Below are 15,612 nucleotides of genomic sequence, written 5' to 3'. Positions count from 1 at the left end.
CACCCAAAATAAAAACTTTGGGAAAAATTATGAAATTAGCATCAATAGATATCACATTATTCGTGATATACGTCGTCGCGCTAGTCACAATAGCATGGTGGGTTTCTCGCGAGAAGCAGGGGCACCAGAAAGACACAAACGATTATTTTCTAGCAGGCTCAAGCTTGCCGTGGTGGGCGATTGGCGCATCGTTAATTGCCGCCAATATCTCTGCCGAACAAATCATTGGTATGTCTGGCTCAGGTTATCAACTGGGCCTTGCTATCGCGTCATATGAGTGGATGGCCGCCATTACACTACTCATTGTGGGCAAATTCTTTTTACCTATCTTTTTGAAGCATAAAATCTATACGATGCCTCAATTCTTAGAACAGCGATACGATCATCGCGTGCGCAAAGTAATGGCAATATTCTGGTTGGGCGTTTATGTATTTGTAAACCTTACTGCAGTGCTGTGGTTGGGTGCTTTGGCCATCAATACGATTGCCGGTGTAGATATGGTTTACGGCATGATGTTTTTAGGTCTTTTCTCGCTAGCCTATTCACTTTATGGCGGCCTGAAAGCGGTAGCGTTAACCGACATTATTCAAGTGGTGCTGTTAGTCATTGGCGGACTGTTCCTATCGTATACTGCGTTAAACCTAATCAGTGATGGAAACGGTGTTATTCAGGGGTTTGTCGATTTAACCAATAAACTACCTGAAAAATTCGACATGATTTTGTCAAAAGATAACCCGCACTATATGGACTTGCCGGGCATTTCTGTACTGGTTGGTGGTATGTGGATAATGAACCTGTCGTACTGGGGCTTTAACCAGTACATTATTCAGCGTACGTTGGCAGCAAAGAGTGTGCAAGAAGCCCAAAAAGGTATTGCGTTTGCGGCATTCCTTAAGTTACTTATGCCGTTAATTGTTGTATTGCCTGGCATTGCTGCGGTACTAATTGTGCCTGATCTAGCTAAGCCTGACCAAGCTTACCCAAGCTTGATGACGCTAATGCCTGTTGGACTTAAAGGTATTATCTTCGCCGCGCTTGTGGCAGCAATTGTCTCATCACTTGCTTCAATGACGAACAGTGTATCTACTATCTTTACCATGGACCTTTATAAAGACAAGCGTCCTAACGAGTCGCAGCAGCATTACGTAAAAGTAGGACGAATCGTAAGCTTGGTGGCGCTTATCATTGCAATGGTGGTCGCTAAACCACTTTTAGGCAATTTCGACCAAGCATTCCAATACATCCAAGAATTTACCGGTTTCTTTACACCAGGTATCTGCGCGTTGTTCGTTTTGGGTATGTTCTGGAAGAAAACCACAGCAAACGGTGGCCTATTAGCTGCGTTAGGTTCATTTTTATTAAGCATTGTATTTAGACAGTTTTGGCCAGAACTACCGTTTATTGACCGTGTAGGGCTCGTGTTCCTACTGTGTGTTGCTCTGGCTGTAGTTGTTTCACTTCTGGAGAAAAAGGGCGTTAGCGAAAACGCGGTTGATATAAATGAAGTGCAGTTCAAAACCACAAGTGGTTTTAACGTAGCTTCAATCGCTGTAGTGATTTTGACGGCAGCGTTTTATATTACGTGGTGGTAGCAAGTACAAGAGGGTGTTTCTAATAGTAACGCCCTAACTAAGTTCTGCTCAAAACAACGCGAAAGTTCAGAAGACGCTGACAATAAATTTTGTTAAGTTCTAGAACGTGTTGCAGTTAGTGGAGTAAACGTGAGGCGAAAAATTTCAATTTTCCCTCATAAAATACGATATACTAGCCGGCTATTATTCGATGAACTTTCGCGCTTGCTGATGTCTTACTAAGAAGAGTTATACAGCAAGCCACTAAAAACGTTACAGGAGACATCAATGGCAACGAAAGGCGTTAATAAGGTTATTCTTGTTGGAAACCTTGGCAATGATCCTGAAGTTAGATACATGCCTAACGGAAACGCCGTTGCGAACTTAAGCCTAGCAACTAGCGAAAGCTGGAAAGACCAACAGGGTCAGGTTCAAGAGCGCACTGAGTGGCACCGCCTTACAATGTACCGTCGCTTAGCAGAAATTGCCGGAGAGTACCTGAAAAAGGGCTCGCAGATTTACGTTGAAGGTAAACTGCAAACGCGCAAGTGGCAAGATCAGCAAGGTCAGGATAAGTACACTACCGAAATTATCGTAGACCAAATGCAAATGCTTGGCGGTCGCGGCGGTGAAGGCGGTGGTGGTAACGGTGGTTACCAACGTCCTCAAAATAATCAAGGTGGTTACAACCAAGCACCAGCGCAGGGCGGCTATAACCAAGCGCCACAGCAAGGCGGTGGTCAACAAGGTGGTTACAATCAAAACCAAGGTGGCGGCTATAATCAAGCACCTCAAGGTGGTAACCAAGGTCAGCCTAAGAACCCACCAATGGCTGAGCCAGACTTTGACTTCGACGACGACATTCCATTCTAGGGAACCAACCTTTTTAGGAAGAATAGTTAAAAATGTTCTAAGAGCCGCTTTATAGCGGCTCTTTTTTTAGCTAAGTTCGCGCAATTATGAGATTGGTGCCTGCCATTCTTTCTCCGATTACCTTAAAATTGTTTTAGTATAATTCCATCGTTGTTTCCCCATAAACGCGGTGAGTTAGCTTTAAGAATGAGTTTTAACGGGTGGTTTTTGCAGTGTCAAAAGTAGTAACCGTAGTAGCTTTTGTTGTGCTATACCTACAGAGCAGCGTGTTGTTTGCTCAAATAGACGGCGAATGTGAAGGGGAAAGCTGTGCTTTTCAAAAGCCTACAGTCGTATGGTTGCGACCACCAGAGCTTGGAATTGAAGGCAGTGGTGTCAGTATAACTTCAGGGCCCATATATGACGTTATGGTGTACCTCTCTACACACTTGCATGATTACGAGCACCAATTTGAAGCTTATCCGATTAAACGCGCATGGTCGTTGGTACAGCATCAACAATCCGCACAAAAAGTGTATTGCTTTTATGGTGCTGCATACCGAGAAGAGCGCGCTGAGTGGGGACATTACTCCCAGCCAACCTCTATAAATTTACCGCTTCTTATTGTTGCTAGAAAAGCACTACAGCCTTCGTGGAAAAATCAGTTAGACAGCGCGCAGCCAATGCAAATGCAGAGGTATTTTGAGTCAATTTCTTTACGTACTCTTCTTGAGCAAAATTTTAAAACGGTACTCTACTACGGGGTGAGTAATGTATACGCCGATACTGTTGAACAATGGGCTACAAAGAATAATGTGGTACGTTTAAATGGGTTGGGTAAAGACTTAGGTATGCACACCATAGCGCTTTTGAAAAGTGGAAGAATAGACTTTGGGTATGTAGGGCACCGCGAGCTTTCAGCATTACCTGAGGAAGAGCTCGATATGCTTAATGTTTATCAAATTACTGAATTGTCACAGAAGTTAAGAGGAACGAAGCGCGTACTTTGCTCTAAAAATGAGTTAGGGCAAGCGGTAACGCATGATTTGGATAAAGCCCTCAGCCACATTATGTCTAGACCTATGGAAAGCCAAACCTTAAGAGACATTAATTTTGCGGCAGATGGCTACCCTTTATTTCTTAAACCGATTTTTGATAAAAGGTGGAAGGAATACCTTTTAAACTGAATATCTATAAGGTGTTACGTTTTACCGTTTCTTTTACGAAAATTTATACTTAATTCAAAGCTCTTGGTGGCTGATGGCGCGCAGTCGTGAAGTGCATTTAGGGCTAATTAATCCCGTGTTTGAAGTCCTCAGTAATGCACGGCTCAGCCGATGTAATTACCTCTCCTTATTTTTCTTAATCAACAATAATAATAGTGTTTGGCTTGTACGATATCCGCGACACGGTATTATAAATTTGCCTATTAATAACGAGAAAATTCCCCGAATTATGAAAACGTTACCCCTGCTTTTTGGCGGTGCTGCTCTGGTTTCAGCGACTGCGGTTATGTCTCCCTCGGTATCAGCTGCTCAAACGCTCTATAAGCCGTTCCCAGCCGATGTAATGCCGTCGTTAAGTGAGAAAGGCACACATACAGTTGGCGTAAAAACTATTGAAGCAACTTACCCTGAAAAAGTGAAAGATATCGCTGGAAACGATGTCGAGCGTAAATTGACGCTAGAGGTTTGGTATCCAGCTTCAAGTGCAGCTGAGACGGCAACCTATATTAATGAAACGCGAAGCGGTCAAGTATTTGAAATTGAGGGTGATGCAAGCCGCGATGCGCCCATTGCTGCAACAGATTCTGATTACCCAGTGGTGGTTATATCTCACGGTTATACTGGCTATCGCACACTTATGTATTATTTAGGTGAACACCTTGCGTCTCACGGCTATGTAGTAGCGGCAATCGACCACACAGATTCTACGAATAAAGATGTTAATTTTGCTGAAAACCCGTATTCAGGTTTTCCAAGCACATTACTAAACCGCTCACGAGACCAAATACTTACTTTAAACAGCATCAGCGAAAATGAATTTTTCAAAGAGAATGTTGACGCAAGTAAAGCAGGGGTAATTGGTTATTCAATGGGAGGCTACGGCGCGGTAAGTACAGTCGGTGGTTGCTACGCATTTAACAATCAAACAGCAGCAACCTTTACCGGAACACAAGACCCTAAAGTTGCAGCCCTTATTAAAGAGGCGCTAAATACGTGCGCCGGTGGTGAAGAAAGTAGCAAAGATGTGCTGCCAGCTTGGAAAGCAGCGCTAGCGCTTGCACCATGGGGCGGACAACATCAACTCTTTGACGTTGAATCACTTAACAATATCAAGGTACCTGTTCTTTATGTGGCGGGCGATAACGACGATATTTCTGGTTACGACGGTATTAAGTGGTTATTCGAAAATACTGGCAGTGAAGGCTCTAAACTACTTACCGTTAAAAATGCGCGTCATAATGTCGCACCTCATCCTGCCCCAAAAGAAGCCTATGGTAGCGAGTTTGATTTGGGCAGCTACATTGAACCTGCGTGGGAAGTGCAAAAGCTTAATGCTATCAACGAGCACTTCGCTTTAGCGCTAATGAACTGCCATGTGAAAGGTTTAAAAGATGATTGTGAATACCTGAACGTGAGTGGCAGTAGCGCCCAAGTACCTGTAGACGGTAAGAAGCCAGAGCCTTGGAAGGGTTTCGACGACCGATGGGCATTGGGCCTAGAGATGGACAGTAAATAACCGTTTGAAAAGGGTGCTTCGGCATCCTTTTTTAATTTTGTTACATATTTATTTTCTATCGTAACCCATTGTGGCGTAATGTAAGACTGCTTCTATCAATCATTGATAGTAAAAAGCGCTTTAAAGCGGCATTTCGGGCTACCCATAAACTAAACCATAAGGAAGTGAAAATGCGTAAATTTGCTGTGTCAGCACTATGTGCGTGTTCTATTTTGTTAATGCCAGCAGCGGCTATTACCGAAAGCCATGCAGCAGCACAAGACATTGCTACAGCGAACGCCGATGAGGTAGCAAGGCTAAATGACTACTTCAAACAAGGCGACTTTAATTACGTTGTAGAATCCCTTGAAGCCGTTAAAGGCAAATCGCCAGAACAGCACAACATGCTTATTTCTGCCTTGATGAACATAGATTTAGATGATGCCGAGGAAGCAGCAGAGCTGTTTATTCAGGATTACAGTGATAACTATAAGGCTTATCATACACACGCCAGCGTAATGGGAGCCCAAGCCTCAAGCAGTATATTTTCGGCACTAGGCTATGCGAAAAAAGCAAAAAAGAGTTTAGAAAAAGCCGTAGAAATTGCCCCAGAAGAGGTTGCTGTTTACCAAGCCTTATTACAGTTTCACTTAATGGCTCCTTCTATCGCAGGAGGGGACATAGATGAAGCCATGACACTTGCGCAAACAATCTCAAAACTAGATGCTACCGAAGGTCAGTTTGCCTTAGCTAAGGTTTATTTGGAGAAAGATAAACAGGCAGAAGCAGAGACAATCTTTGCCTCTTTAATTGAAGATGACAGCACCCAAATTCGCGCTAGGGTGGAGCTTGGTAGTTTTTATTTGGGTGACGAGCAGTACGCAGCGTCTTACAATACTTTGTTGCCGTTATCAGATGCTGAGGTGGCTGTTGTTTCGAAAGCAGATACTGAGGCCTGGGATACTTATCAAGAGCGTAAAGCTAATCTTATGTACGGAAAGTATCGCTTAGGGCAGGTTGCAGTTGAAAGTGGCGAGTACACAGATTCAGGCATAAACGCGTTAAAAAGCTATTTGGAAGACTACCAGGTCACGACCATTGATACTGAAGGCTTACCAGGAGCTAATTGGGCCCAGCTGCGCTTAGCTGAACTTCTTCTTAATGCTGATAAGGTAAATGAAGCGCAAAACCTTGTGGAGGCAATAGAAGAAGATAAAGATGAACGTTTTGCTAAGACACTCAAAAAAATCAAAAAGGCACTTAAAAAGCGAGCTGCGGCCTGATACCGCATAGCTCGCTTACTTTTATTTACATTAGACAGCGCTTAGAAAGCTAAACCGCTTTAACAGTATAAATCAGCGCTGTCTGTGGAAAGAGTACCGGCAGTTGCATACCGTATTTCATCAAGACTTCGCCAGAGAATACTTGCCCTTCAGTTTGCTGCAAAATTGAAGGAGTGTATTCTTTCAGCTTTTCAGGCCATACACGCTCAATGGTGTATTGCTTGTTAGCATCAAGCCCTGCAAAGTAGAAACGATTCGGCGTAGTACGTACGGTTTCTGTAACACTGTTATATGCAAAAATGCCTTCCTGCTTGTCTTTCGACATATAACCAAATTTCACATTCATGCCGTCATCGTCCATGCGGAATAGGTCGCCGCCGTGGGTAATATGACGATATTTCTTATAAAGCGAAATGGCGTCTGTTAGCACGCTTTGCTCGTGGTCTGTCAGTTCACGTGGGTCCATTTCTATACCCATGTGACCAAACAAGGCGACTGCTGAACGAATTTCAATAGGTAGGTTACGGCCAGTTATATGGCAGTCACGCGGACCTACGTGGGCGCCCATGACTTCAGATGGGAAGAAGTAAGAGCAGCCGCGCTGAATATATAAGCGGTCTAGTGCATCGTTAGAGTCTGACGTCCAGAAGCGATCTGTGTGTGGCAATATGCCTAAATCTACACGTCCGCCACCTGAGCAACAGCTTTCTATTTCAATGCCTGGCTTAGCTGCTTTTACGCGGTCAATTAAACCGTAAAGCGCTGCCATTTGGCCGTGCATTGCCGGTTTGCCTTGCAGGTTCCCTGGATGGTTTACGTCGCGGTTCATGTCCCATTTGATGTAGCTAATTTTGGGATAGGCTTTTAGTACATCAGTAATCACTTTATAGAGGTACTCAACCACTTCAGGGTTGGTTAAATCCAATACGTACTGATTTCTGAAAGGAACGTGAGGGTTATTCTCGGTTTGCAGCGCCCATTCAGGATGCGCGCGATATAAATCGCTATCTGGGTTAACCATTTCTGGCTCAAACCAAATACCGAATTCCATGCCAAGGCCGGTAACATGGTCAATTAGCCCGTTTAGTCCTTCTGGGTAGATAGCTTCATCTACAAACCAGTCACCAAGTCCAGCTTTGTCGTTTCTGCGGCCTTTGAACCAACCATCGTCTAAAACGAAGCGCTCAATGCCTAACGGTGCTACTTTATCAGCCAAGGCTTTAAGTTCGTCTTCGTTGTGATCGAAGTAAATTCCTTCCCAGGTGTTGTAGTGCACTGGGCGAGGTTTAGATTCAGCATTGTGGTTTAGCACATTACTGCGAATGAAATTGTGGAACTGTTGCGACAGGGATGAAAAACCTTCGCAGCCATAGCCTGTGTAAAGCACCGGAGATGTGTAGCTGTCCCCAGCATCAAGTACCACTTCACCAGGAAACAGTAATTCACCGAACTGAACATAACTTCTGCCATCAGCCATGAGTTCGGCGCGAAGCTTATGGTTTGCTGAAGCGCCAAGGTGGTAACCAAAGCACTCACCGTTAAGTTCACCTGTTCCTTCAGGAAATGCAATTAAACCGGGAAAAGTGTCGTGAGAGGTTTTGCCACGACGGTTTTCACGCACGTAGCTGCCAAAGAATAAGTCGTGATCTTTAGTTTGGAATTCAGCAGACCAACGACCTTCGAATGTCTTAATTTTACTAACCGTTGTAGGAAGTGGAAGGCTAGCGGCATTTAAGTAATTTAAGTTAAGTGGAGTATCACCACTGTTTTCAATGCGAGAAACATATTTTACCACACTAGTATCTGCATCGAGCTCGGCAGTTGTAATAAGGCGCATGCCGCGGTGCGAGTCTTCGGCAATAAAAGAGACAGATTGCGCGTTATGATTAATATCAACCAAGGTAAAGCCCGCCGACCACTGATCTGCATTGCCCGATACCTCTAGTCCTGGCTGACCTGTCCAACCTTCACCGTGAGTAGGCACTAGTGTAATCGGTGGCTCGATAACCGGCGCACATTTAGCTTCTTGACGTGTATTAAGAACGCTTAGCATCTCTGGTGTGGTGCTGTCACTTAATGGCGCACCATAGTAAATGACCTTGGGCATACGACCTTGGCAGTCGAATATTAAAGTAGCCTTTTCGTTCGACAGGCGCACGAATTGAGAAAGTGACGACATAAAAACCTCAGCGTTAATAAAACGTAAATTAGGTGGTGATACAACTCTTTTACAACGCAAGCAGCGTCTTCTTACGTCATAATTTTGCATATTAAATCACGTTCACTAGACCTATTCTACAATTTTAGGGTAAACGTTTTACTTTCAATGGTAGTCTGCATTGTGAACGAAATGAAGTCTGACCAATAGTTGCAAAATATAGATGATATTAACTGTTAAAAACAAAAAAGGATGTCAAAAGACATCCTTTTTCGACATGTTACTAATTTGTTAGGCTTCTTTTTTATAAAGCTCCAAGGAAAACTCTGCCTTCTGGTTAAACACTACACGGTTCACAATAAGAGCAAAGGCGACACAGCCGATAAGGGTTGCGAACATTAGGTGTATGTAATGAAGTCCAAATGGTGCATACAGAGGTGAAGCTTCAAAGCTCATTAATGCGTAAATTGAAACGCCGAATAACACTGCACCAATGGCTGCAAATGCATGCACGTTTCTAAACAGTAAGCCAACGATGAATACCGAAAGAATAGGCATACTTAATAGACCGTAAAGCTTCTGGACTAGGTTAATAATACTATCAGCTTGTTGGTATACGGGGATTAGCGCAAGCGATACTAAGCACAACAAAATAGTCACGTAGCCGCTTAACTTAGGTACGTTAGGTGTTTTGTTGATATAGCTTTCATGAATGTCGCACACGTAAAGTGCAGTAGCAGAGTTCAGGTTACTGTTAAACGTGGTTAACACCGCAGCTGCCATAGCCGCTGCGAATACGCCAGAAAGCCAATCAGGCAATACCGTTGCAACAATTTTTCCGTAAGCACTATCACCAATATCACCAAATAGTTTGTATGAAACAATACCTGGAATAACAATAATGGCAGGTACAATCAGCAAGCGAATACCGGCCGCAGCGAATACGCCTTTCTGCGCTTCTTTCAACGAAGGTGCCGCCATTGCGCGCTGAGTAATAACTTGGTTAGTACCCCAGTAAAACATTTGGATAAAGATCATCCCGGTAAGCAAGGTATGCCAAGGAATTGGAGACTCATCATCGCCAATTAGGGTAAGTCGCTCTTGCGGAATGCCGTCAAAGTTATAGTCGATGGCTTGAAGCGCCAGAATAACCACCAGTACGGCCATGGTTAAAAGAAGCACGCCAGAGTAGGTGTCAGACACCGCTACTGCGCGAAGGCCGCCGAAGATAGCATATAGGGCACCAACGATAACGAAGATAACCGCAATGTACATAAGCGGCAGCTCAACGTTAAACATAGACTGCATGAACAATGAGCCCGAATAGATTACTGCCGGGCAAAATATCAAGGCACTGCCTGCGAAGAAGAGCGCACTAATAACCGCGCGAATGTGCTTATCGTGATAGCGCTGCTCTAGAAGTTCTGTCGTCGTTGTACACTTGAACTTGTAATACACAGGTAAGAATACTTTTGCCAGTACGAAAAGGCCCACAACGGCTGCTAGTTCCCATAGGGCTAACAAAGCCATTTGGTTACCGTTCATACCTACAAGCTGATCGGTACTCAAGTTAGTGAGCGTGATACTACCTGCAACGAAATACCAAGCTAGACCTCCGCCTGCAAGAAAGTATTCGCGGTTTTGATTTTGTGCATTTCTATTTTGTCCGCGGCAACTTAAATAGGTAAGAAAACCAATTAAAGCAGTCACAAAGACAAAAACAGACACCTGAATAGTGCTGGAAAACATGTTTTACTCCTAGAGAATAGTTATGACTTGCTGGTTTCGAACTTAATGTTATTTACAGCGCGTTCAGGAAATTTAGTGTTATGAAGACGGATAACGCGGTTTACTTGCAAAATAGAGCCAAGAATATTGAAAAGCACGTTGAGCAGGCCCTTTTGATTCAAACTAGCCAGCTCTTCAGCTGTAAGGTTTTGCAAGCGTTGTTCATTCACCGTAGCTAATCCGCCCACCCGCTGACTAGTGTTGTCTTTGTACTCTATGATCAAGTCGACAGTATGAATTAGCCCCATCTCGCTAATTTGATTCATCATTACAGCGGTTTGCTGCATGGCGTTAACGCGCTCATCTAGCAATTTCTTCTTATTATCAAGGTATGCAGTAGGGCGCTTTGAAGGCAAAAAGAGTGCTTCACCGTCTTGAGAAGAAACAGCTGGCGAGTCCACATCAACTAAAACTTCTTGTTGCTGAGCATCATTTCCCAACCGTACGATAAAAGGTAAGGTGCGAAGACTGAGCGGTGTATAGTGACCAAGCCACATGCCTTGCGTTTCAAATACGTTTTCTTGGGGAGCAAGGCCGCACAGCGCTGAAATAGTCCAATATTGTGCTTCAGAAGATTTACTGAAAAACAGAGGAAAATCACTAGATGCTTGAACGGCTTCTTTTATCTCAATATTGAGAAGATGAAATTTCGAATAAGTACTAGCAAGCTTGCTCTCGTCAATAGTAAGAGCGTTGTGGGTATCAGCCGATAAGGTTTCAAATTTTGGCATATTATAGTTCTCGTTAGCTTGCCAACCACTGCTCAATGTAGTCGCGGTGATTAGGTAGACTGCTTAGTTTTTGCTGGGTGATTAGCTGATTTTGCTGGATGACCTTATCAGCTAAGTCACGTTCGTTGTAGAAATGAGATTGCAAAGAGAAATCTGGAGAAAATCCCATTCCATATAGTACATACTGATAGCTGGCGGCAGGGAATAACTCTATTGCCGCTGAAAAATCAGCAATTTGAGGGCCGCGATACTTCCAAATTTCCAAATCTTCTTTTAAAGAGTCGGGAATGCTTGAAGGATCGCGATTAGCAACCCAATAAGGTTCATTGCGTTGATTGAAAATATAATGGAGTTTTAAAAAGTCGATAATGCGTTGCCAGCGATAGTTCATTTGCTTGTTAAAGCGCTGACTGACTATAGGCATGGCAGACACAGGCAACGGCATTTGCTCTGCAATATAACGTGCTGAAATCTCGATAAGCATAAGGGCTGTTGCCTCTAATGGCTCTACGAACCCTGCGGAAAGACCCACACCAACGCAGTTGCCTTTCCAAATGCGCTTCTTATAACCAGAGTTGAAACGAATTGTGCGCGCTTTCAAATCGCCGTGTTTGTCACCGACATACTGACGCAAGACCTCTTCCGCTCGCTCGTCGGTAGTAAAATCGGTGGAGTAAACATGACCTACGCCTCTTCGAGAAGATAAACCAATATCCCAAATCCAGCCTGCTTCTTGTGCTGTTGCCTGGGTATAGGGTTTTATTTCGAAGTTCTCCTCGTGGGGTACATGAAGGGCAAGGGCTGAGTTATTAAATAGCACGTCATCTGTGGGAATAACGCTTTCACCAAGGGTTTCGCCGAGTAATAGGGAGCGAAACCCAGAACAGTCGACAAATAAATCGGCGTGTAAAACCATACCGTTATTGAGAGTAACGCTTTCGATATGTTCGTTTGAGGTTGCGGCTACGCTTTCTACCGTGGCGACAATGTGTTTAACGCCTAGCTCCGCCTTACTGAAGTCTCGTAACATGTCAGCGAATGCGCCAGCATCTAAATGGTACGCGTAGTTCGACTGCGCGCTGCTGTATTCTTGTTCGCTGAGCGTGCGAGGCGCCATATTACGCTCACACACGTGCTGCTGAAAGTTAGTGGCGTTGGCAAAATTTGCAATATCGCCTACGTAAGGGGCCATCTCAACACGACCATAACCTAGCGGAACGGTAAACGGGTGGTAATAGAAGTCACCGTCGCCATTTACCCAATTTACAAACTTACCGCCTTGCTTAAATGCTGCACTACAGCGCCTAAATACTTCTCTTTCAGACAGGCCAATGTCTTTAAGCGTATTACGCATTGTTGGCCATGTTCCTTCACCTACACCTACAGTGGGGATGTCACTGGATTCAACTAGGGTAATTTCTAGACCAGATTCACCCTTTGCTACTTGATGCTTAGCTGCGACGATGGCGGCAGTAAGCCAGCCTGCGGTACCACCACCTACGATAACAATACGCTGTTTTTGAGATGTATTAGTTGAATGGTTCATGAAACAACACTGCTTAAATAGAATTATGACTGTTTTCTACATTTATCCATAAACGTACTCGTTTTGCCAATAGGCTTATGGATAAATGGCAGGGTTTTACCCCTGCCAAAACACACACAAATCTTAGAATGAGCCTCGGATACCTACAGAGTAGCGAGCACCATTGTCTTCAATTGAGTAAATTTGGTCTGGGAAGCGACCAATCTGCGTAAGTTCTTCTTCCGTTACGTTAATACCTTCAACGAATACTGTTAGGTGTTCATTGATGTCGTAGCTTGCACTCACATCCCACTGACCATAGGTTTCAGTAGTGGTTGGTTCGCCTGATAAACCGTTATCAAGTGCAAATAGGAACGACTCACGGTTGTTAAACGCTACACGAGCTTGGAACGCATCGCGCTCATAAAACACGATAAGGTTTTGTGAATCGCCAAGCCCTTCTAATGCAAACGTTTGGCTAGTATCACCAGATACTTCCGCATCACTGTTAACTACCGTAGCGTTAGCAGTTACACCAAAGCCGTTATCCCATACGTGGGTAATAGCCACTTCATAACCATTAACCGTTGCTGTTTCGCCGTTTTGAGGGCGAGTTACTGTATAAACTTCGCTTGCACCATTAAGCTCTTCAGTATCAGCTACCACATCGCGGTCAGGGTCTTGTGGGTCAAGCGAAACGCCCGGCGCACAATCTGCTGCTGCACAGCGGAAGTCTCCTGGTAGGCGGTCAGTCATAGTGTAAGTTTCTGCGCCTGAAAGCGTAACAATGAAGTCTTCAACTTCTTTGCTAAATACTGCAAACGAGAATACAGAGTCATCGCTGTAGTACCACTCAAATGATAGATCCCAGTTTTCCGCACTAAATGGCTTCAGATTAGGGTTACCACCGCTTGCCTGAAGGTTTTGACGACGAGGTTCACCAAAGGTGGTTGCTGGAGACATCTGCGACATAGTGGGGCGCGTCAGAGAGTCGTAGCGCGAGAAACGTACAATCATATCTTCTTGTACTTCTAACTTCACGTTAAGGCTAGGTAAAAGGTTAGAATAAGACGTTGTTCCAGTAATATCCTCTGCTGGAGCAAATACGTTTGAGAAAAGCGTTAAGTCAGTGGTTGGAATAATGTCAGAAACAAACGCTTGTACCGCTGAAACAGCCACGTTTGTCTCTTCATAACGTGCACCAAAGTTCATGGTTAATGGCATATCACCAATGTCATAACCAAATTCGAACTGAGCATAAAGTGCAGTGACTTCTTCTTCAATGTTGTAGTAGTTGTTTTGCAACGTTGGCGTTACTGGAGCACCTTGAGAGGCAAGGTAGTCTAGATATGCATCACCATCATAGGTATACCAAGTGTCAATCAGACCGCTGAAGAAGTTGTTTGCAGTAAACGGGCGGATATTAAGCTCATCAATTGGCGCTGCTGTACCATAACCACAGAACGCACATTGTGACGCAAACTCTTGGAATACGAATTTTTCGCGCTCAGAACGCAAAATACCAAAATCAACCTTACGGAAAACGTCTGAATCAGCTAGGTACGTAAAGTCTGCTTTATATTCCGTAACTTCATCTTCTGATGCAACTACGTTACCCAAGTCATTGTAGTGAAGGCGGTTAAGGTTAATGTCAGGCAATTGACCGTTGCCAAAACCGTCGTGAATTACTGTAGGTGTGCTTCCAGTGCCGTCAAACTCGTAGTTATTAATAATACCAACTACGTTGAAGCGTCCTTTACCGCCAATATCATTTTCAGCTTCAGATGTTGAAACGTCGAATGTTGCCGAAAGGGCATCTGTTACTTGCCAGTCAACATTTAAACCAAAACCCTTGTTAGTTACGTCACGTACACCACGGGTCGATGAAACGAAGTCAGACGCAGGGTTACCGCTACCTTGGTGTAAGTCAATTTCTTGCGTAAATTGAATAGCAGTGCCGTATTCAGAAATGGTCGCAGAGCCAACGCGGTCTGGTTCGAACCATGATGCTAGGTCAGTTACTTGTGAATCAATTTCAAATTTAGATACAAAACCGTCTAACGTGATAGTGACATCATCAGATGGTGCGAACTGCGCAACAAGCGACGCATTTGTACGCGTTCTGTCTTGTTGATCTACAACCTGATCCCAGTTACGAGGAAGGTATACATTTGATGCAATTACGCCGTCATTTCTGTTCGACAGTGTCAGTCCTGGTCGCCAGCCTGCTGTTTGAATGCGGTTAATTTGAACTTCACGCTCTTGATGTGATACCGCTAGGAGTAAGCCGAACTTATCGTCAGCAAACGTGTTGCTAACTAAGAAAGAAGCTTGTGGAGACGTTTCTTCAGAAAGCGTCTCATACATGCCTTTCAAGCTACCAACAGCTTGAAAGCCGTCGTAGTCAAACGGACGAGCAGTAGAAACGTTGATGGTAGAGCCGATACCACCTGATTGAAGGTTAGCAACGCCACTCTTGTAGATATTTGCGCCAGTAATTTGGTCAGCAGCAAGTACGTCAAAGTTAAATGCACGCCCAGCATCATCTGAAGCTAGTTGGCGACCGTTAACAAGTACCGTGTTAAATTGGGGACCAAAACCACGTACTGTTACCTGCTGGCCTTCGCCTCCGTTACGGTCGATAGAAACACCAGTGATACGCTGAAGTGATTCAGCTACGTTTAAATCTGGGAACTTACCCAAATCTTCTGCTGCAATACCGTCTGAAACAGCGAGGTTTTCTTTCTTATCAGCCATAGCGCGTTTCAGGCTGCTGACAATACCGCGAACCTCAATAACTTCAACAGGTGCATCGTTTACACTTTGAGTGTCAGCATCTTGAGAAAATGCTACCGGTGCGTGTAGGGCAGAGGCGATAGCGACACCCAAAAGTGAGCGTTTCGCAATCGGGCCTAACTGTGATGTGTTAATTTTATGTGTCACTGTGTTTTCTCCGTGAGTAGGCTACGTTTTAACGTACTTT

At 44.3% G+C, this 15,612-nt stretch carries 10 protein-coding genes; 5 read left to right on the top strand and 5 right to left on the bottom strand.

The features are described 5' to 3' along the window. The first annotated feature begins 29 nt into the window (after positions 1-29). From ACYX4M_RS05975 to ACYX4M_RS05955, 5 genes are all read left to right on the top strand, one after another. Positions 30-1,592, top strand: a complete 1,563-nt coding sequence (locus ACYX4M_RS05975; protein ID WP_476082277.1) for a sodium/sugar symporter — start codon at positions 30-32, stop codon at positions 1,590-1,592. A 267-nt stretch (positions 1,593-1,859) separates the two neighbouring features. Next, positions 1,860-2,444, top strand: a complete 585-nt coding sequence (locus ACYX4M_RS05970; RefSeq protein WP_334058631.1) for a single-stranded DNA-binding protein — start codon at positions 1,860-1,862, stop codon at positions 2,442-2,444. A gap of 212 nt (positions 2,445-2,656) precedes the next feature. Beyond that, a complete protein-coding gene (locus tag ACYX4M_RS05965; RefSeq protein ID WP_476082276.1) occupies positions 2,657-3,610 on the top strand; it encodes a hypothetical protein in 954 nt (317 codons plus the stop codon). 268 nt (positions 3,611-3,878) lie between these two features. Beyond that, positions 3,879-5,165, top strand: coding sequence for an alpha/beta hydrolase family protein (locus ACYX4M_RS05960; protein ID WP_476082275.1), 1,287 nt, complete (start codon positions 3,879-3,881; stop codon positions 5,163-5,165). A 170-nt stretch (positions 5,166-5,335) separates the two neighbouring features. Beyond that, positions 5,336-6,427: a tetratricopeptide repeat protein gene (locus ACYX4M_RS05955; RefSeq protein WP_476082274.1), complete on the top strand. Its 1,092-nt coding sequence runs from the start codon at positions 5,336-5,338 to the stop codon at positions 6,425-6,427. A 49-nt stretch (positions 6,428-6,476) separates the two neighbouring features. Here ACYX4M_RS05955 and ACYX4M_RS05950 read toward each other — a convergent pair whose 3' ends face one another. From ACYX4M_RS05950 to ACYX4M_RS05930, 5 genes are all read right to left on the bottom strand, one after another. After that, complete coding sequence (locus ACYX4M_RS05950; protein WP_476082273.1) at positions 6,477-8,606, bottom strand: alpha-galactosidase; 2,130 nt, start codon at positions 8,604-8,606, stop codon at positions 6,477-6,479. 270 nt (positions 8,607-8,876) lie between these two features. Further along, entirely contained in the window at positions 8,877-10,334 is a 1,458-nt protein-coding gene (locus ACYX4M_RS05945) for an SLC5 family protein (RefSeq protein WP_476082272.1), read from the bottom strand. A gap of 20 nt (positions 10,335-10,354) precedes the next feature. Beyond that, the gene (locus ACYX4M_RS05940; protein ID WP_476082271.1) at positions 10,355-11,104 is read right to left on the bottom strand and encodes a SapC family protein; all 750 of its coding nucleotides are present in this window, start codon (positions 11,102-11,104) and stop codon (positions 10,355-10,357) included. A gap of 13 nt (positions 11,105-11,117) precedes the next feature. Then, complete coding sequence (locus tag ACYX4M_RS05935; RefSeq protein WP_476082270.1) at positions 11,118-12,650, bottom strand: tryptophan halogenase family protein; 1,533 nt, start codon at positions 12,648-12,650, stop codon at positions 11,118-11,120. Positions 12,651-12,773: 123 nt separating this feature from the next. Then, complete coding sequence (locus ACYX4M_RS05930) at positions 12,774-15,572, bottom strand: TonB-dependent receptor (RefSeq protein WP_476082269.1); 2,799 nt, start codon at positions 15,570-15,572, stop codon at positions 12,774-12,776. Positions 15,573-15,612: the final 40 nt, after the last annotated feature.

This window comes from Alteromonas sp. ABV4_150 (genome assembly GCF_056311745.1).
Note: the sequence above shows the minus strand (reverse complement) of the source record. Positions and strands in the feature narration are given on the sequence as shown.

Bases quoted from the DNA above. Each gene is read 5' to 3' on its own strand.
- ACYX4M_RS05940 (WP_476082271.1), bottom strand. From the start codon at position 11,104: ATGCCAAAATTTGAAACCTTATCGGCTGATACCCACAACGCTCTTACT.
- ACYX4M_RS05960 (WP_476082275.1), top strand. From the start codon at position 3,879: ATGAAAACGTTACCCCTGCTTTTTGGCGGTGCTGCTCTGGTTTCAGCG.
- ACYX4M_RS05955 (WP_476082274.1), top strand. From the start codon at position 5,336: ATGCGTAAATTTGCTGTGTCAGCACTATGTGCGTGTTCTATTTTGTTA.
- ACYX4M_RS05945 (WP_476082272.1), bottom strand. From the start codon at position 10,334: ATGTTTTCCAGCACTATTCAGGTGTCTGTTTTTGTCTTTGTGACTGCT.
- ACYX4M_RS05970 (WP_334058631.1), top strand. From the start codon at position 1,860: ATGGCAACGAAAGGCGTTAATAAGGTTATTCTTGTTGGAAACCTTGGC.
- ACYX4M_RS05975 (WP_476082277.1), top strand. From the start codon at position 30: ATGAAATTAGCATCAATAGATATCACATTATTCGTGATATACGTCGTC.
- ACYX4M_RS05935 (WP_476082270.1), bottom strand. From the start codon at position 12,650: ATGAACCATTCAACTAATACATCTCAAAAACAGCGTATTGTTATCGTA.
- ACYX4M_RS05950 (WP_476082273.1), bottom strand. From the start codon at position 8,606: ATGTCGTCACTTTCTCAATTCGTGCGCCTGTCGAACGAAAAGGCTACT.